Raw genomic sequence first — 17,084 nt, forward strand, 5'->3', positions numbered from 1 at the left:
CCACACACTGCCCTCACCTCCGGCCGGGCGGGCACCACCCTCCGCCCGCGCTGCCGGGGGCAGGAGGGATCAACCATGAGAAACCGCGCCGCGTCCATCCCCCTTGTCGCCCTCTCCCTCGGCCTGCTGCTCACCGCCTGCGGGGGCACGGGGGAGGTCGGCACGCCCGTGACCAGCACCGCCGACTCCGGCCCCGGCAGCCTCCGTGAAGTCCTGGCGGCCGCGAAAGACGGCGATACCCTACGTTTCACGACCACGGGCACCGTGACGCTCGCCAGCCCCCTCACCCTGAGCAAGGACGTGACCGTGCTGGCCGACGGCGTGACGCTCGACGCCGCCGGGAGGGGCCGGGTGCTGGAGGTGGCTGCGGGGGCGGAGGTCACACTCAAGGGGGGCACCTTGCAGGGCGGCGTGGGACAGCCCATCGAGAGCGCCGCACCGGCCAGCCAGGCACTCTCCAAGGCCACCTGGGGCGGGAATCTGATCAACCGGGGCAACCTGACGCTCGACGGGACCACCGTGACGGGCGGGAAGGCGATGAACGGCGGCGGCATCTATAACGACGCCGGGGCCAGCCTGACCCTGCGGGACGTCACCGTGACGGCGAACGAGGCGTTTGCCCCCACGCCGGACCTGGAGAATGAGAGTACCGGCTCGGGGGGTGGAGTTGCCAACCGCGGCACCCTGACCGTCGAGAGCGGGACCCTCCGGGACAACACGGCCTATTACACGGGGGGAGGTATCCGCAACACCGGGACGCTGAACATGCGGGGCGGCCACGTGGACGGGAACCGGTGCACGTTCGCCTTTTCCGCCCAGGACAACGTGTTCTCCGGCTGCTCGGGAGGGGGCATCGTCTCTACCGGACCTGTCACCATGACGGGCGGCACCGTGAACGGGAACACGAGCACCCTTGTGGGCGGCGGCCTGTTCGTGTTTCAGGCACCCCTCACCCTGTCGGGCGGTGAGATCAGCGGCAACACGACGGGACGGGGGGGCGGCGGCGTGATGGTCAATACCGGGACCCTGGACCTGACCGGCGGCACCATCTCGAACAACAAGGCCACCCGCGAGGGCGGCGGTGGGGGCGGCGTCCTGGTCTACAAGACCACCATGAACTTCAGCGGCGGTGTGATCCGGGGCAACTCGGCGGAAGCAGGGGGCGGCATTGACGCCTACACCGACAACAAGGTCACGATGACCGGCGGCACGGTCGAGGAGAACACGGCCAGGGGCGGCGGCGGCCTGAATGTGAACACCCGCAGCACCCTGAGCTTCACGGGCGGCACGGTGCGGAACAACACGGCCAGCGAGTACGGCGGCGGGATCACGGTCAGCAACGCGCAGGGCGCCCTCACGCTGGGCGGCGCGGCGGCGCTGCGGGGCAACAAGGCGGGCGCGCAGGGAGGCGGCCTGTACGTGAGCGGCGCGGCCCTGACCATGACGGACGGCACCATCGAGGGCAATACCGCCGTGGACAACGGGGGAGGACTGGCTCTGGCGGGCAGCAATCCGGCCACCATCAGCGGCGGGGTGATCGCGGGCAACAGCGTGACGGGCAGCGAGGACGGTGGCGGCGGCATCCGCATCCACCGCGGCGCGACCCTCAACCTCTACGGCGGCGAGGTCCGGGACAACACCGCCCTGCAAACGGGAGGCGGCCTCGTCATCGGCGGCACCGTGAACATGACGGGCGGCGCCATCCGCGGCAACCGCGTGACGGGCACCGCCCAGGGGCAGGGCGGGGGCGGCGGCATCCGCATGTACACCAACGGGGTCATGACGGCCAGCGGCGGCAGCATCCGGGATAACACCGCCCTGTTTGGTGGCGGCGTTTTCGTCGGGGGTGCCTTCAACAATGAGCCCGCCTCGCGCTTCACGTTGGCGGGCGCGACGATCAGCGGAAACCGTGCCACGGCCTACGACGGCGGCGGCATCCTCAACGACGGCGTGACCTCCATCCAGAGTGGCGGCGTGACGGGGAACAGCGCCGTGACGAAGGGCGGCGGCGTCAGCAACACGAGGGACGCGACCTTCACCCAGACGGGCGGCAGCGTCACGGGCAACACACCGGACAACATCTCGAATCCCTGAGCGCAGGGTGGGGGGAGGGGGAGGCGCACGTCCCGGCCTCCCCCTCCCGCTGCCTCGTCCCGCCGGGGAATGGAGGGGCGCACCGCCGGGACTCAGCCCGCCCGCGTCGCCGCCAGCACCTTGAAGCCCCCCTCGCGCCGCAACTCGCGCGCCGGGCCAATGCCTCCCATCGCCGCCTCGTAGGGCAGCGGCTCGTTGGCGACGAGGGAGAGGGTGCCGCCCGGGTTCAGGCGCCGCCCCGCCGCCGCGATGAACTCCCGCGCCACGTCCAGCACCACCCCCCGCCCGACATGGAAGGGCGGGTTGGTGAGAATGGCGTCGAAGGTGCGGTCCCCCAGCGCGGCGTCCACGTCACTGTGGAGGACCTCGCCCGTGAGCCCATTGGCGGCCAGCGTCGCCCGCGCGCTGCGGACGCTCTGGAGGTCGCCGTCCACCAGCGTGACCTCCGCGCCCCGCCGGGCCGCCCAGGCGCCGATCAGGCCGGTGCCGCAGCCCAGGTCGAGGACCCGCTTGCCGCTCAGGTCCAGGCTCTCCAACGTGCCGAGAAGAATAGAGGTCGCCTTGTCGGGCCTCGCCGCGCTGAACACGCCCGGCAGGCCCACCACCCGCACCCCGAACGCCTCGTAGCCCTCCGGGTCGGGGAGGGCCGGGGTGGGGCCGGGGCGGCGGACGAGTTTCGCCACCCGCATCCCGCCGTCGCGGGCAATCGTCTCCCCCGTTCCGAAGGCTTTGGCGGCGGCGCGCACGTAGCGGTCATAGCCCTTGTCCCGGTCCCCAGCGAGGTACAGCGTTCCGCCGGGCGGCGTGCAGGCGTGCGCCCAGGCGACCTGCGCGAGGGCGTAGGCGTTGCCCCGGTCCCCCGCGAGCACGAGCGCCACCGTCCGCGCCCGCTCGGGCCAGCGTGTCCGCAGGTCGTCCCCGGGCACGGCGGCCTCCGCCTCCAGGCCCGCCGCGGCCAGCACGGTCAGGGCCGCCGCCGACCCCTCCACCGCGCGCAGGGTCACGCCGGGAAGACTTCCCAGCAGGCCCCCCATCGTGCTCAGGTCGAGGACCTCGCCGCGAACCCGGTCTTTCCGCATCGTCCCCGCGAGCAGGGCCTGCGCCGCGTCCACCTCGGGAAAGCCGCGCACACCGGGCTTGGTGAGGGCATGAAGCCCTTCCAGTCGCGGTGACAGAACCGCGGGCCGCACCTCGAAGTACCCCCCGGTCCCGGCCTGAGTCGCTCCATCTGGACGCCTCGCCGCCGGACCCTTCAACCTGATCTTCTGCTTGCTCCTCCCCGTCATGGGGGACAGAGTGGCACACGCGGGGGCGGGATGCCCGGCACCCCGAACATGAAGTGCGGCAAACCTACACCCATCCTGGGGTGCCCGATGAGCCAAACATCGGAGGCGGCGCCCCCCTGACCTCCCTACAATGCCCGCATGGAGCACGCGTTCAAAGTCGATTTGCGGGGCATGATCGACCTCTTGTCGAACCACCTCTACTCGGACCCCAGCGTGTTCGTGCGCGAACTCCTGCAAAACGGGGTGGACGCGATCACGGCGCGGCGGGCGCGGGAGGGCGCCTTCGAGCCCGCGATCCTCGCCCGGCTGCACCGCCGGGAGGGCGAGTTGCCCCTGCTGGAGTTCCGCGACAACGGGGTGGGCCTGACGGAGGCCGAGGTCCACGAGTTCCTCGCCACCATCGGGCGTTCGTCCAAGCGGATCAGCGAGGCGCGCGACACCTTCCTGGGGCAGTTCGGCATCGGCCTGCTGTCGTGCTTCATGGTGAGCGGCGAGATCGAACTCGTCACCAGGAGCGCGGCGGGCGGCCCCCCGGTGCGCTGGCGGGCGCAGGCCGACGGCACGTACACGCTGGAGGTGCTCGAGGATGACGGCCTCGACATCGGCACGACCGTCCGGTTGCGCGCCCGGGAGGACACCGACTTCTACTTCGAGTACGGCGAGTTGCGGGACGCGCTGGCGAACTACGGGCGCATCCTCCCCTTTCCCATCCACGTCACGGACGGGGAGCAGTACGACCACGTCAACGCGGTGCTGCCCCCCTGGCTCGCCTTCGCCGCGGGGGACGAGGGCCGCCGGGAGGAGGTCCTCGCCTACGCCCGCGCCGAGCTGAACGTGGAGGCGCTCGACGTGATCCCGCTGCGGGGCGAGGAGGGCGGGCTCCTCGGCGTGGCGCTCGTGCTGCCGTACGCGACCCAGCGCGGCTCGCGCCAGTGGCACTCGGTGTATCTCAAGCGGATGCTGCTGGGAAGCGACCTCAGCAACCTGCTGCCCGAGTGGGCCTTTTTCGTGCGCTGCCTGCTCAACGTCGAGAGGCTTCACCCGACCGCGTCCCGCGAGGCGTTCTATGAGGACGACGCGCTGAAAGCGGCCCGCGAGGCGCTGGGCGCGCAGCTCCGCGGGTATATCGAGGGGCTGGCGGCGCGCGACCCCGGGCGCCTGGAGGCCCTGATCGCCCTGCACCACCTTCCCATCAAGGCGCTGGCGACCGAGGACGACGACTTCTTCCGCCTGCTCGCGCACGAGTTCACCTTCGAGACCTCCACGGGCCGAATGAAGTTGGGCGAGTATGCGGCGCGCTTTCCCGTCCTGCGGATGGTCACGAACCTCGACCAGTTCCGGCAGATCGCGCAGGTGGCGAGCGCGTACGGGCACAGCGTGATCAACGCCGTGTACACGTACGACGTGCCGCTGCTGCGCAAGTACGCCTCGCTCTTCGGGCGCGAGCTGGAGGAGGTCGACGCGCAAACCTACGCCCTGTCGCTGGAGGACGTGGCCGCGGGCGGGCTGGAGGACTTCACCGCCCGGGCGAACGCGGCGCTGGCGACGCTGGGCTGCGAGGTCAGCGTGAAGCGCTTCGAGCCCGCCGAACTCCCCGCCCTGCTCATCGTGACGAACGAGCAGCGCCTCCTGGGGGACATCGAGGCGGCGAGGGAAGTGGCGGACGAGCTGTTCGCCGAATTCCTCGACGACTACGCGGCGGAGTACGAACTCGTGCGGGTGGCGCGGCTGCACCTCAACCTGAACCACCCGCTCGTGCAGGACCTGCTGCACGTCCGGGACGAGGCCGTCTTCGCCCGGCTGGTGCAGATGCTGTACGTGCAGGCGCACCTGCTGGGCCACCACCCCATGCGCTCCGAGGAGCTGGCCCTGCTCTCCGGCGGGCTGTCCGACATGATGCGCTGGGGGCTGCGCGCGGCGCACCTGGGCGCGCTGAACTGACGAGGTTGACGTGATGGAGACGGTGGACGACTTGATCACGCTCGCCGGGGAGCAGGACTCGCCGGAGGGCGCCCTGGGCTTCCTGGAGCGCGCCGCGCGCCTCGCCGACGGGCAGGGTGACCGGGCGGCGGGTTTTCGCGCCCGGGGCGAACTCGTGCGTGCGGCGAGCTTCAGCGGCTTTCCCGACAAGGCCCTGATCCACTTCGCGTGGCTGCTGGGCACCTTTGACCGGCACCGGGCGCAGTTCGGGCCCCAGGCGTACAGCCTGATGTGGATGTACAAGTGGATTCTGGCCGCCGCGGTGGACAACCCGGCCTTTCCCCTCGCGCGCCTCGCCAAGCTGCGGGCCGACTTCGAGCGCCGGGCGCGGGAGTTCGGCTCCGGGCTGCACTACGCGGCCTACCACCGCCTCATGCTCGCCACCCACGTCGGCGACGCGGCGGAGGCGCAGAGGGCCTTTCTCGCGTGGCGCAGCCTGCCGCGCGACTCGCTGAGCGACTGCCCGGCGTGCGAGCAGAACAAGGTGATGGTGTACTACGCCGAGCGGGGCAATCCGGCGGCGGCGGTCAAACTCGGGCGCGAGATCATCGAGCAGGGCATGAGCTGCCACAACGTCCCGACGGTCACGCACGCCCACCTCCTGCGGCCCCTGCTGAGCCTCGGCAGATACGGGGAGGCGCGCGCCGCCCACGAGGAGGGCCTGCGGCTGGCCCGGCTCGACCGCAACTTCATCGAGACCATCGCGGGGCACCTGCACTTTCTCGTCGCCACGGGCGAGGCGGGGGCCGCCCTCCCGGTGTGGGCCGAACACCTCGACCTGGCCCTGGGAATTCGCAACCAGGCCGACCTCTTCGAGTTCCTGGCCGCGAGCGCCGTGCTGTGGCGGGCCCTGGGTTCCGGGCCGGGCGTCGAGGTCCGCCTGCCGCGCACCTTCGCCCTGTACCGGGGGGACCACACCTACTCCCCGGCCCAGCTCGCCGCGCACTTCGAGCGGGAGGCCGCCGCCCTCGCCGCCCGCTTCGACGAGCGCAACGGCACCACGCGCTTCGCGGACCGCCTGAGGGAGAGCCTCTCGCTGCAGGCCTGATTCGGGCGGGCTGCTACCTTACGGGCATGTCCGCCCCCGCCGTCACCCCCGACTGGGCCTTCGAGCGCGAACACTGGCGGCGCGGCCACTTCCGGGTGGCCGGGGTGGACGAGGCCGGGCGCGGCGCGTGGGCCGGGCCGGTGACCGTCGCGGCGGTGATCCTGCCGGGGCTGGCGACCGAGTATCCCTTCCGGGACTCCAAGCAGCTCACCCCGGCGCAGCGGGAAACGTTCGCGGCCCAGGTGCGCCGGGTGGCCGTCGCCTGGGCCGTGGAACACGCCTGGCCGGAGGAGATCGACCGGTTGAACATTCTGGGCGCCACCCACGCGGCGGCCCACCGAGCCCTGGCCCGGCTGGACCCCCCACCCCAGGCCCTCGTGACCGACTACCTGAGGCTCCGAACCTCTCTGCCCCTCAGCGCCCCGCCCCGCGCCGACGCGCTGAGCTACTCCGTCGCGGCGGCCAGCCTGCTCGCCAAGACGGAGCGCGACCGGCTGATGACCGAGTTGGACGCCCGGTACCCCGGCTACAGCTTCGCGGCGCACAAGGGGTACGGCGCCCCGGCCCACCGCGCGGCCCTGGAACGGCTGGGCGTCTCGGGGGTTCACCGCCGCACCTTCGCCCCGGTCGCCCGGTTGCTGGCGGCAGAGCCCCTCCTGGCCGCCGCGCAGGAGCCTTGAAGGCCTCTTCATTCCCGCGTCCCGGCCCCGAGTTGTCTCACATCCCGCAGAGTCGGCGGGCGGGGCGGGCCACAGTGAGCGCATCCGTGCGGAAGGGCCGCCGTGCGCCGGGCAGGGCGGCTTTCCGTGCCCGTGTCGTGCCGGGAACGTGGCCGACCAAGGAGGCGCCCCATGCAAAACCGCAACCTCGCCAATCTGCTGACGCTCGCCGGATTCGCCTCGATCCTGGGCTCCGTGGTCATCTGGGCCACCCAGGGCGGGCGGGGCGCCACCGCCGAGGACCGCGCCCACGGCGAACGCTTCGGCATCTTCGTGGGGCTGTGGGCACCCACCTTCTTCATCCTCGCCAACCGCTATTCCCGCGCGGCCCTGGAGGACCGGGAGACGCTATAACGCCCGCACCATGCACCCCAGCGCCAGCGTCGAGGCCGTTTGCCGCAGCGGCAGCCACACCTTCAGCAAGACCAGCGTGACGGAGATCGAACTCCTCGCGGGTCTGGGCGTGGCGGACGACGCGCACGCGGGCGTGACCGTGAGGCACCGCTCGCGCGTCGCCCAGGACCCCCGCCAGCCCAACCTGCGCCAGGTCCACCTCATTCACGCCGAACTGCTCGGGGACCTGCGGGCGCGGGAGTTCCGGGTGGGGCCGGGCGACCTGGGCGAGAACGTCACCACGCGCGGGCTGGACCTGCTGGGCCTGCCGCGCGGCGCGCTGCTCTACCTGGGCGACACGGCGGTGGTGGAGGTCACGGGCCTGCGCAACCCCTGCGCCCAGATCGAGGGCTTCCAGCCGGGCCTGCTCGCCGCGGTCCTGGGCCGCGACGAGCAGGGGAACCTGATCCGCCGGGCGGGCGTCATGGGCGTGGTCCGCCTGGGAGGGGTGGTGCGCCCGGGTGACCCCATCCGGGTGGACCTGCCCGAGGAACCGCATCAGCGGCTGGAGCGGGTTTAACCCCCTGCCGGAGGCCTCTCCAGCCCGGTCTGCACCTCAGTGGACCTGAAACCCACGCGCTCGTAGAGCCGCTGGGCGTGGTACTCGGGGTCGGCGACGATCACCAGGGTGTGTGCCCCCAGACGCGCCCGCGCCCACTCCCCGGCGAAATGGACGAGGTGCCCCGCCAGCCCGCGCGAGCGCCAGTCGGGGTGCGTCTCGACATTCTGGTAGCGCGTGACGCCGCCACCCGCGCTGTACACGCCCAGCCCCGCGAGCATCTGTTCTTCTAGAAAGGCCCCCAGATACGCGCCGTGCCCGGCCTCCTGCGCCGCCCGCAACCCCGCCAGCCTCTGCGCGGCAAAGGTGCGGTAGCCCGCCTCCTCGGAGGGCCGCTCATCGGCGGCGTTCACCGCCAGGCGTAGGGTCAGGGCCGCGTCCCAGTCGGCATCCGTCTCCAGGGAACGCAGGGTCACGCCCTCAGGTAGAGGTTTGGCGGGCGGCGTGGTCCGCGCCGTCGTGAGGACCGTATTCCGGTCCAGCCGAAACCCCGCCGCCTGGAACTCGGCCGCCGCGCCCGCCTCCCCATCCGCCGTGTCCATCCCGAAGGTGACGTGTGCCGCCCCGGGATGGGCCTCCCGGAAGCGGGCCTGCCAGTCCTCCAGGGTGCCGGGCCGCGGAGGCTCGTGCAGGAGCAGGAAGTTCCCCCACCAGAAGGTCGGGTTGGCGGGCGAGCGGACGACCGTGTACGTGCCGTGATCCTCGACCTCGGCCCCTGCCTGCACCCGCAGGGCGAGGTCAGTGCGGTAACCCAGGGAGCGTGGCGTGCGGGACATGCCCGGAGCGTAGCAGGGTGCCCCTTGGCCTGAAGGCGCCAGAACGAGGACGCGGGTGTTGCTGACGAAAAACTGCCGCCTCTCGTCCTCACCCAGGTTCGCGCCCCGGGGAAGGGGCACCCACTCCACCAGAAAGCGTGAGCCGATGGGTCGGAGGGGCCTGGGAATCAGGTGGGTGGGCAGGTCGAACGTCGGATCGTCGAGCAGACCGCTGCGGCTGCACTCGTACCGCTCGTACACCACCTTCGTCCCGCCGTTCAGGTGGAAGAACACTCGCACCGTCTCCCTCCTCGCATGAGTACCCACCGGGCGACCTCCCTTCCCCTCCCCGCGCCGCCTCCTATTTGCCCGACCCCACCCCCGCTACACTGCCGGGGTGACCGAAGGGCCGACCGCCAACATCCGAAACTTCTCCATCATCGCCCACGTGGACCACGGCAAGTCCACGCTCGCCGACCGCATCCTGGAGCGGCTGGGCGCGATGGGCGAGCGCGACAGGCGCGACCAGACCCTCGACACCCTGGAACTGGAGCGCGAGCGCGGCATCACCATCAAGTCCACGCCCGTCCGCCTGACCTACAAGCGGGAGAACGGCGAGGAGTACACCTTCAACCTGATCGACACGCCGGGCCACGTGGACTTCAACTACGAGGTCTCGCGCTCGCTCGCCGCGTGCGAGGGCGTGCTCCTCCTCGTGGACGCCTCGCAGGGGGTGGAGGCGCAAACCATCGTCAACGCCTACCTCGCCATCGACAGCAACCTGGAGATCATCCCCGTCATCAACAAGATCGACCTGCCCGCCGCCGACCCGGAGGGCGCCGCGCAGGAGCTGGAGGACGTAATCGGTATTCCCGCCGATGACGCCGTCTTCGCCTCGGGCAAGGCGGGGATCGGCATTCCCGAGATCCTGGAAGCCATCGTCGAGCGCATCCCGCCGCCCCCCGGCGATCCCGAGGCTCCCCTCAAGGCGCTGATCTTCGACTCCTTCTACGACGCCTACCAGGGCGTGATCCTCTTCGTGCGGGTGCTGGAGGGGACCCTGACGCCCAAGCAGCCCATCATGCTCTTCTCGACGGGCAAGACCTTCGAGGTGGACAAGGTGGGCACCTTCTCGCCCGGCCTGGTGGTGGGCGAGTCGCTCCCAGCGGGCGCGGTGGGCTGGGTTGCGGCGGGCATCAAGGACATCCACGACGCGCAGGTGGGCGACACGATTACCCAGAAGGACCGTCCCACCCCCGAGCCCTTCCCCGGCTTCAAGCCCGCGCAACCCGTGGTGTTCTCCGGCCTGTACCCCACCGACACCGAGGACTACCGCAAATTGCGCGACGCGCTGGAAAAGCTCAAGCTCAACGACGCGGCCTTCACCTTCGAGCCGGAAACGTCGGAGGCGCTGGGCTTCGGGTTCCGCTGCGGCTTCCTGGGCCTGCTGCACGCCGAGATCATTCAGGAGCGGCTGGAGCGCGAGTACGATCTGGATTTGATCGCCACCGCGCCCGCCGTGGTGTACCGGGTGACCCTGACGAACGGCGAGGTGTTCGAGACGCAGAACCCCGCCGAATTCCCCACCCGCGACCGCATCTCCAAGGTGGAGGAGCCGTACATCAAGCTCTCGATCATGCTGCCGGAGGACTACGTCGGCCCGGTGATGCAGCTTCTCCAGGAGCGCCGGGGCTCGATGGTCACCATGAACTACATCGGCAAGCGGGTAGAGCTGATCTACGAGGTGCCTTTTGCCGAAATCCTGTACGACTTCCACGACCGCCTGAAGTCCATCTCGCGCGGCTACGCCTCCATGGACTACGAGCAGATCGGCTACCGCGAGGGCGAACTGCGCAAGGTGGACATCCTCGTGAACAACGAGGTGGTGGACGCCCTCGCCGTCATCGTCCACGAGGACAAGGCGTACTCGCTGGGGCGCAAGATCGTGGACAAGATGGCCGAGGTGATCCCCCGGCAGATGTTCCCGGTCCCCGTGCAGGCGACCATCGGCGGCAAGATCATCGCCCGCGCGACGGTGAAGGCGTACCGCAAGGACGTGCTCGCCAAGTGCTACGGCGGCGACATCACCCGCAAGAAGAAGCTGCTGGAAAAGCAGAAGAAGGGCCGCGCCCGCATGAAGCAGATCGGCACGGTGGAGGTGCCGCAGGAGGCCTTCCTGGCGGTGCTGAGCACCGAGGAGTAGGGATCGGGGAGTAAGGATAATGAGCAGCCCTGACAACCGGCCAGGGCTGCTCGCGTTTGTTCGGCCAGCGGGGGGATAGATCAGCCGTCGCCCCAGACCGCGCAGACCCGCTCACTCCCCAACCCACTCACGACGAGACGTTCCTTGGCATTGCCCAGCAGCCGCTGCGTCCAGTCCACCTCCCCGCCGTCGGCGAGAAAATATTCCTGTTCATTCGCCCGCCCGTAGAGGTGAAAGCAGAGCCCCGTGTAGTACCCCTGGCCGTGGGTGCGTTCGGGATCGGGCTGGGCAGTGACACCCCCAAACGACGCCCGGAGCGAGGCGAGAATGGACTCCGCCTCCCGCCTGCGGTCACGTCCCGAGAAATCGCTGACGGTGACCCGCAGCGGCACCTCCGATCCGAGGAAGGCACACAGGGCCGTGAGATGCACGCGCAGGTGGGTGTCCAGCGCCCCCAGCTCGAAGGTGCTCCCGCTCCCCGCCCGCCCCGCGCTCACCAGGGCGAAGAGGCTGAAGTGCGCCGAGCGGGTGGGGTCACCGGAGAACTGGGGCCGAAGCAGGCGGTGCGAGGCGGCGAGGTGGACGGCCTGCGCCGAGCGCGGGCTTTGCCGCAGGAGCCGCTTCCGCCTCGACGCGGCCTCCAGCGCCAGGACGTTCGTGGCGTCCGAGACGACCTCCGTGCCCCGGCTCGTCGTCACCGCCCAGTCCTGATGCACCCCCGCGACGACCGAACTCGTGCCCAGGGGACAGACGGGGGACAGCGCCACCGCCTCGAATTCGGCAGGCAGGCTGGTCAGGGCCACCCGCTCCCAGTCGAGCAGCCGCGCGGGCGCCACTCCCGACGGGCGGACGAAGCGGTCCCCCTCGTACTGGGCGAGCACCTGCGCGGGCGTGCGGGCCGCGGCCCGGCGGCGGGCTACCTCCAGCAGCAGGGAGGTCAGGTCAGCGGGCGCGAGGCGTTCGGCCAGCAAGGCAGCCAGCCCCGGCACCCCCGTCTCACGTTCGATCCGCTCGGTGATGCGGCTGGCCGGTTCGGGGGCTCCCATCCCGGGAGTTTAGCGGCGTATAGGGCCCGGCTCATCCCCCGGACCTCCCATGTAAACCCGGGTTAGGGCAGGCGCCGATGCCTCCTCATCCCGGCTGCCTAGCGTGTGAGAAACCCTCCGTCTCCTCTCACCCGCCCGAAAGGACGCCCGCCATGACCCAGCCCTTCGAGTCGCACCCCGACCGCCCCCTCACCAAGAGCGTCGAGCAGATTCGCCCGCCCGGTCCCCCCGTCTCGACCTTTGGTGGCACGCAGGTGCTGCGGCCCGACGTGGTGCGGGTGCGGCTGCCGATGGTCAACGTCTACCTGCTGGGACAGCCCGGCGGGGACTGGGTGCTGGTGGACGCCGGAATGCCGATGACGGCGGGGCTGATCCGGGCGGCGGCGGACAAATACCACGCGGGCAGGCCGCCCAGCGCCATCGTGCTGACACACGGGCACCTCGACCACATCGGGGCGCTGCACGACCTGCTGAGGGATTGGCAGGTGCCCGTCTACGCGCACCAACTGGAGTTGCCCCACCTGACCGGACAGGTCGCCTACCCCTTCCCCGACCCCACGGTGGGCGGCGTGATGAGCCTGCTCTCGCCCGCCTTTGTGCCCGGCCCCTTCGACTTCCGGCCCCACGTGCGCCCCCTCCCCTCGGCGGGAGAAGTCCCCTTCCTGCCCGGCTGGCGCTGGCTGCACACGCCGGGCCACAGCGTGGGGCACGTGTCGTTGTGGCGCGACTCGGAGCGGACGCTGATCGCCGGGGACGCTTTCGTGACGACCAAGCAGGAGTCGGTGGTCGGGGCGCTGACCCTGCAACCGACCGTCGTTCACCGCCCGCCCGCGTACTACACGCCGAACTGGGACGCGGCGCGGGACTCGGTGCGCCTCCTCGCGGCGCTGAATCCCGCCCTCGCCGCCACCGGGCACGGCCACCCCATGACCGAGGAGCAGATGGACCTCAACCTCCAGCGCCTCGCCCGCAACTTTGACGACGCGGCGCGGCCCCGGCGCGGGTGGTATCTGAATCGCCCCGTGCCGGTCGCGCTCCCGCAGGCGGGGACACCCGACCCCCTGCAACGGATCGTTCTGGGAGCGCTCGCCGCCGCCGGCGTCTTCCTGCTGCTGGACCGCGCGCGGCGCTGAACCTGGGTGACCGGGGCGCTGTCCCGGTGGGGGGACCACTGGCCTGTGCCATGTTCCCCCCTTGCCCTGTGGCGAGGAGGAACTTCCGTGGCCGCCAGCCCCTCCAGCACGCCTCTTTGCGGGGGCGGCCCGTCGCCGCGGGTGTGGGGTTTCTGTTAGAAGGGGCCTCCTACACTCCGGGACGTGAACGGAGGTGAAGCCCGGGTGAGTGTCCCCCGCCCATTCCAGCGAGGAGGGCGGCAGGGGACCCTGCGGGCACAGTTCACGCTGGTCATCTTTCTGCTGGCGTTCCTGCCCAACCTGGCGGTGACGTTGCCCGCCCGCCAGGGCGTGCCCACCCTCAAGCTCGTGACATGGATGGTGGTCGTTGCCGCGCTGTGCGCGCTGATCGGCTACCTGCTCAGCGGGGTGCTGCTGCGGCCCCTGAGCCGCTTGGAGGCGGAGGTGCAGCGGGGCGACTTCGCGCAGCCGCACCGGGACGATCCCGGCGAAATCCTGGCGCTGCGCGGGGCCTTCGCCGATCTGCTGGGGCGGCTCTCGACCGAGCAGGCGCGGCGGGGCGCCTTTATGGCGACGCTCGTTCACGACCTCAAGACCCCGCTGATCGCCACCGGGCACCTCACGCGCGTCCTGACCGAGCACCCCCTCCCCGACGCCGAGCGGCGCGAGGTGGGCGAGCAGATCCTCGCCGAGAACACGCGGCTGCTGGCGCTCGTCGGGCAGATGGCCGACGCGCACCGCTTCGAGCGCGAGGAGGTGCGCCTCTCCCCCCGGCCCACCGATCTGCGTGCCGTGGTGGAGGGGGTGGCCCGCCGCCTGAGCACCCGGGCCGACGGCCTGACGCTGCGGGTGACGGGCCAGGGTCACGCCCCCGCCGACGCGCCCGTGCTGGAGCGGGCCGTGGGCAACCTCGCCGAGAACGCCCTGCGGTACGCCCGCAGCGAGGTGACCCTGGCGGTGACCCCCGCCGGGGTGGAGGTCCGCGATGACGGCCCCGGCCTGTGCGCCCCCCTCGCCGAACTCGCGCAGCCCTTCAACGCCCAGCCCGCCACCATCGCCGGGCAGCAGTACACCGCCGGAACGACCGGGCTGGGGCTCTTCATCGCCCGCCGTATCGCGGAGGCGCACGGCGGCAGCCTCACCTACCGGCGCGCTCCGCCCGCTCCTCCCGACCCGTCCTCCCCGACTCCTCCTTCCCCCCCGGCCCATCCCCCCCAGTCCGTCTTCACCCTGCATCTCCCGGAGGTGACCCCTTGAAACTCGTGATCGCCGATGACCACCCCCTCTTCCGTATGGGCCTGAAATACGCCCTGCTGCACCAGGGATTCGACGTGGTGGCCGAGGCCGCCGACGGTGTGCAGGCCCTCGCCGCCTGCCGCGCCCACCAGCCCGACGCCGCGCTCCTCGACGTGAAGATGCCCGGCCTGACCGGCGTGGAGGTCTGCGAGCGGCTGCGCCTGACCCACCCCAAAATCGCCAGCGTCCTGATCACCACCTTCGCCGAGCCCGCCATCGTGCAGGCCGCGCGGCTGGCCGGGGCGCGCGGCTACGTCAGCAAGGAGACGGACCCCGAGAGCCTGGCCCGGCAAATCCGCGAGATCGTCGCCCACCCCGAGATCGACCGCCTGCCCCAGGTCGACGTGCCCCGCCTGACCCCCCGCGAGTCCGAGGTGCTGCCCCTGCTCGCCCAGGGCTTTTCCAACAAGGAAATCGCCAAGAACCTCGGCGTGAGCCCCGACACGGTGAAGGACCACCTCGCCCGCCTGTACGCCAAGCTCGACGCCGGGGACCGCACCGAGGCGGTGAGCCGGGCGCGGACGATTGGATTGCTGGACTGAACAAGGAGAGCAGGTCAAGGAGGCGGCTGGAAGGGCTGCCTCTTTTTTGGTCTCTTTTCCTCAGATCGTCAGGAGCGCCGCACCCAGCCGCCCGAAATCCCCATCGAAAGTCGCCACGCTCATGCCCTCCCGGCGGGCGAGTTCGCTCAGGTAAGCGTCGGCGAAGTCCACGTTATGGCGCGCCATTCCTGTCAGAGCCGCGTCCACGATGGCCTCCTGCCGAGTCACGACACCGTCCAGCATCATCACCTGGCGCAGCGCGGCGGCGATGGCTGGGAGAGGATGTTTGTAAAAAGACTTCAGCACCCAGACACACTCCGCGGCCGTCAGCGCAGTGAGGACGAGCCGCACTTCGCCGCGTTCCGCCCGTTCTAACAACTGCCGGGCGCGGTCAGCGAGGGGCTGGGGATCGCCCGTCAAATAGCGCAGCAGGATATTGGCATCCAGCAGGGCAATAGGAATCGAGTCTGCTGGCTGGGTCATCAGCGGGAGCGGTGCTTCCGGGCCAGCTCTTCGGCCACCGCCACCTTTTCCGCCTCTTCCCCCTGATAGGGAACAGAGCTGCGAAGGATACCCTGAAGCGCAGCGGCACGGGGTCTGCGAACCAGCGTGGCGTGAAAGCCGTCCCCGGTCGCCTCGATCAGCAGTTGGTCCCCCTGCTCCAAGCCCAATGCCGCCCGCACTGTCTGTGGGATGGTGATCTGTCCCTTACTCGTTAAGGTTGTCCTTGCCATAGCAGCTTCTCCTTACTTCTCAGCATAGCAACGGTAAGTGGGCATCACACTAGCCCGGCCTCTCCCCTCCCCCACCCCCCGCCCTGTACCCTCACCCCATGAGCGCCCCCTCTGCCCCGTCCCCCTTCCGCCTGTCCCAGCGTGCCCGCAGCCTCAAGCCCTCCGCGACGGTGGCGGTCTCGTCGCGGGCGCTGGAACTGCGGCGGGCGGGCGTGGACGTGATCTCCATGAGCGTGGGCGAGCCGGACTTCGATACGCCGCCGCATGTCAAGGCCGCCGCCATTCAAGCAATTGAAAGCGGGAAGACGAAGTACACCGCCGTGAACGGCATCGCCGAATTGCGCGAGGCGATCAGCGCCAAGTTCGCGCGGGAGAACGGCCTGGAGTATGCCCCAGACGCCGTGACGGTCACCAGCGGCGGCAAGCAGGCCCTCTTCAACGCCTTTTTCGCGCTGCTGAACCCCGGCGACGAGGTGCTGATCCCCGCCCCGTACTGGGTGAGCTACCCCGAAATGGTGGCGCTGACGGGAGCGGTGCCGATTCCTGTGCCCACCACGCCGGAGTCGGGCTTCATCCTTGACCCGGGGGAGGTGGAGGCGCGCGTCACTCCCCGCACCCGGATGATCGTGCTCAACAGCCCCGGCAACCCGACGGGCGCGGTCTTTCCACCCGAGGTGCTGGAGGCGGTCGCCCGGATGGCCCAGCGTCACAACCTCGTGATCGTGACGGACGAGATGTACGAGCATCTGGTGTACGACGCCGAGCAGGTCAGCATCGGGCGGTACGCGCCGGAACACACGTTGACGGTGAACGGGGCGAGCAAGGCCTACGCGATGACGGGCTGGCGTATCGGGTATGCGGGGGGGCCGAAGGCCGTGATCGCCGCCATGAACGCCTTCCAGTCGCAGAGCACGAGCAACGCGAGCAGCGTGAGTCAGTACGCCGCGCTGGCCGCCCTGACCCAGCACGAGGAGACGGCGCGGTTTATCGAGATGGCCCGGCGCGCCTACCGCGAGCGGCGTGACCGAATCGTGGAGGGTTTGAACGCTCTCGGCCTGCCCACACCCACGCCGCAGGGCGCCTTTTACGTGATGGCGCAGACTTCCCGCCTCCATCCCGACGAGCTGGAAGCCGCCCGCCGTCTGCTGGACGAGGCGCGCGTCGCCGTGGTCCCCGGCACCGACTTCGCCGCGCCCGGTCAGGTGCGCCTGAGCTACGCAACGAGCCTGGAACAGATCGGGGAAGTGCTGCGCCGGATCGGGAAAATGCTGGCCGACTGACGCACGGGTCTGCCGG

Annotated in this window: 16 protein-coding genes; 11 read left to right on the forward strand and 5 right to left on the reverse strand. The window is 70.6% G+C overall.

Going from position 1 to position 17,084, the window contains the following annotated elements:
- The first annotated feature begins 75 nt into the window (after positions 1-75).
- Positions 76-2,094, forward strand: coding sequence for a beta strand repeat-containing protein (locus DAERI_RS07400; RefSeq protein ID WP_103128796.1), 2,019 nt, complete (start codon positions 76-78; stop codon positions 2,092-2,094).
- Positions 2,095-2,186: 92 nt separating this feature from the next.
- Here the strand turns inward: DAERI_RS07400 and DAERI_RS07405 are convergent, their stop codons facing one another.
- Positions 2,187-3,380 carry a class I SAM-dependent methyltransferase gene (locus tag DAERI_RS07405; RefSeq protein ID WP_165794119.1) on the reverse strand — a complete coding sequence of 398 codons (1,194 nt, stop codon included), beginning with the start codon at positions 3,378-3,380 and terminating at the stop codon, positions 2,187-2,189.
- A gap of 138 nt (positions 3,381-3,518) precedes the next feature.
- Between DAERI_RS07405 and DAERI_RS07410 the strand changes: the two genes are divergently transcribed.
- From DAERI_RS07410 to DAERI_RS07430, 5 genes are all read left to right on the forward strand, one after another.
- The gene (locus DAERI_RS07410) at positions 3,519-5,321 is read left to right on the forward strand and encodes an HSP90 family protein (protein WP_103128797.1); all 1,803 of its coding nucleotides are present in this window, start codon (positions 3,519-3,521) and stop codon (positions 5,319-5,321) included.
- 10 nt (positions 5,322-5,331) lie between these two features.
- Complete coding sequence (locus DAERI_RS07415; protein ID WP_133161984.1) at positions 5,332-6,408, forward strand: hypothetical protein; 1,077 nt, start codon at positions 5,332-5,334, stop codon at positions 6,406-6,408.
- A gap of 26 nt (positions 6,409-6,434) precedes the next feature.
- On the forward strand, positions 6,435-7,088 hold the full coding sequence (gene rnhB / locus DAERI_RS07420) for a ribonuclease HII (RefSeq protein WP_103128799.1): 654 nt from the start codon (positions 6,435-6,437) through the stop codon (positions 7,086-7,088).
- 171 nt (positions 7,089-7,259) lie between these two features.
- On the forward strand, positions 7,260-7,481 hold the full coding sequence (locus DAERI_RS07425; RefSeq protein ID WP_103128800.1) for a hypothetical protein: 222 nt from the start codon (positions 7,260-7,262) through the stop codon (positions 7,479-7,481).
- Positions 7,482-7,491: 10 nt separating this feature from the next.
- Entirely contained in the window at positions 7,492-8,040 is a 549-nt protein-coding gene (locus tag DAERI_RS07430; RefSeq protein ID WP_103128801.1) for an MOSC domain-containing protein, read from the forward strand.
- On the opposite strand, the gene DAERI_RS07435 is transcribed toward DAERI_RS07430, so the two are convergent.
- Entirely contained in the window at positions 8,037-9,134 is a 1,098-nt protein-coding gene (locus tag DAERI_RS07435) for a GNAT family N-acetyltransferase (protein ID WP_201262724.1), read from the reverse strand. The genes DAERI_RS07430 and DAERI_RS07435 overlap by 4 nt on opposite strands.
- Positions 9,135-9,231: 97 nt before the next feature.
- Here DAERI_RS07435 and lepA point away from each other — a divergent pair, with 97 nt between their 5' ends.
- Positions 9,232-11,037, forward strand: coding sequence for a translation elongation factor 4 (gene lepA, locus DAERI_RS07440; protein ID WP_103128802.1), 1,806 nt, complete (start codon positions 9,232-9,234; stop codon positions 11,035-11,037).
- Positions 11,038-11,117: 80 nt separating this feature from the next.
- On the opposite strand, the gene DAERI_RS07445 is transcribed toward lepA, so the two are convergent.
- Positions 11,118-12,083 (reverse strand): hypothetical protein, encoded by a 966-nt coding sequence (locus DAERI_RS07445; RefSeq protein ID WP_103128803.1) that lies wholly within the window; start codon positions 12,081-12,083, stop codon positions 11,118-11,120.
- A gap of 152 nt (positions 12,084-12,235) precedes the next feature.
- Here DAERI_RS07445 and DAERI_RS07450 point away from each other — a divergent pair, with 152 nt between their 5' ends.
- The 3 genes from DAERI_RS07450 to DAERI_RS07460 all read left to right on the forward strand — a co-directional run bounded on the left by DAERI_RS07450 (position 12,236) and on the right by DAERI_RS07460 (position 15,054).
- Entirely contained in the window at positions 12,236-13,216 is a 981-nt protein-coding gene (locus DAERI_RS07450) for an MBL fold metallo-hydrolase (RefSeq protein ID WP_103128804.1), read from the forward strand.
- A gap of 183 nt (positions 13,217-13,399) precedes the next feature.
- Positions 13,400-14,473, forward strand: a complete 1,074-nt coding sequence (locus tag DAERI_RS07455; protein ID WP_439952248.1) for a sensor histidine kinase — start codon at positions 13,400-13,402, stop codon at positions 14,471-14,473.
- Positions 14,470-15,054 (forward strand): response regulator transcription factor, encoded by a 585-nt coding sequence (locus tag DAERI_RS07460; RefSeq protein WP_103128806.1) that lies wholly within the window; start codon positions 14,470-14,472, stop codon positions 15,052-15,054. The genes DAERI_RS07455 and DAERI_RS07460 overlap by 4 nt, the downstream gene beginning before the upstream one ends.
- 60 nt (positions 15,055-15,114) lie before the next feature.
- Here the strand turns inward: DAERI_RS07460 and DAERI_RS07465 are convergent, their stop codons facing one another.
- Both DAERI_RS07465 and DAERI_RS23315 read right to left on the reverse strand, forming a co-directional pair.
- Positions 15,115-15,537 carry a type II toxin-antitoxin system VapC family toxin gene (locus DAERI_RS07465; RefSeq protein WP_103128807.1) on the reverse strand — a complete coding sequence of 141 codons (423 nt, stop codon included), beginning with the start codon at positions 15,535-15,537 and terminating at the stop codon, positions 15,115-15,117.
- Positions 15,537-15,788: an AbrB/MazE/SpoVT family DNA-binding domain-containing protein gene (locus DAERI_RS23315; RefSeq protein WP_103128808.1), complete on the reverse strand. Its 252-nt coding sequence runs from the start codon at positions 15,786-15,788 to the stop codon at positions 15,537-15,539. The genes DAERI_RS07465 and DAERI_RS23315 overlap by 1 nt, the downstream gene beginning before the upstream one ends.
- Positions 15,789-15,886: 98 nt before the next feature.
- On the opposite strand from DAERI_RS23315, the gene DAERI_RS07475 reads away from it, so the two are divergent.
- Complete coding sequence (locus DAERI_RS07475) at positions 15,887-17,068, forward strand: pyridoxal phosphate-dependent aminotransferase (protein WP_103128809.1); 1,182 nt, start codon at positions 15,887-15,889, stop codon at positions 17,066-17,068.
- The last annotated feature ends 16 nt before the right edge of the window (positions 17,069-17,084 follow it).

The organism is Deinococcus aerius (genome assembly GCF_002897375.1).
Classification (GTDB): Bacteria; Deinococcota; Deinococci; order Deinococcales; family Deinococcaceae; genus Deinococcus; species Deinococcus aerius.

Excerpts from the sequence above, each read along its gene's own strand:
- DAERI_RS07400 (WP_103128796.1), top strand. The coding sequence starts at position 76 with ATGAGAAACCGCGCCGCGTCCATCCCCCTTGTCGCCCTCTCCCTCGGC.
- DAERI_RS07405 (WP_165794119.1), bottom strand. The coding sequence starts at position 3,380 with ATGACGGGGAGGAGCAAGCAGAAGATCAGGTTGAAGGGTCCGGCGGCG.
- DAERI_RS07410 (WP_103128797.1), top strand. The coding sequence starts at position 3,519 with ATGGAGCACGCGTTCAAAGTCGATTTGCGGGGCATGATCGACCTCTTG.
- rnhB (WP_103128799.1), top strand. The coding sequence starts at position 6,435 with ATGTCCGCCCCCGCCGTCACCCCCGACTGGGCCTTCGAGCGCGAACAC.
- DAERI_RS07425 (WP_103128800.1), top strand. The coding sequence starts at position 7,260 with ATGCAAAACCGCAACCTCGCCAATCTGCTGACGCTCGCCGGATTCGCC.
- DAERI_RS07430 (WP_103128801.1), top strand. The coding sequence starts at position 7,492 with ATGCACCCCAGCGCCAGCGTCGAGGCCGTTTGCCGCAGCGGCAGCCAC.
- DAERI_RS07445 (WP_103128803.1), bottom strand. The coding sequence starts at position 12,083 with ATGGGAGCCCCCGAACCGGCCAGCCGCATCACCGAGCGGATCGAACGT.
- DAERI_RS07450 (WP_103128804.1), top strand. The coding sequence starts at position 12,236 with ATGACCCAGCCCTTCGAGTCGCACCCCGACCGCCCCCTCACCAAGAGC.
- DAERI_RS07465 (WP_103128807.1), bottom strand. The coding sequence starts at position 15,537 with ATGACCCAGCCAGCAGACTCGATTCCTATTGCCCTGCTGGATGCCAAT.
- DAERI_RS23315 (WP_103128808.1), bottom strand. The coding sequence starts at position 15,788 with ATGGCAAGGACAACCTTAACGAGTAAGGGACAGATCACCATCCCACAG.
- DAERI_RS07475 (WP_103128809.1), top strand. The coding sequence starts at position 15,887 with ATGAGCGCCCCCTCTGCCCCGTCCCCCTTCCGCCTGTCCCAGCGTGCC.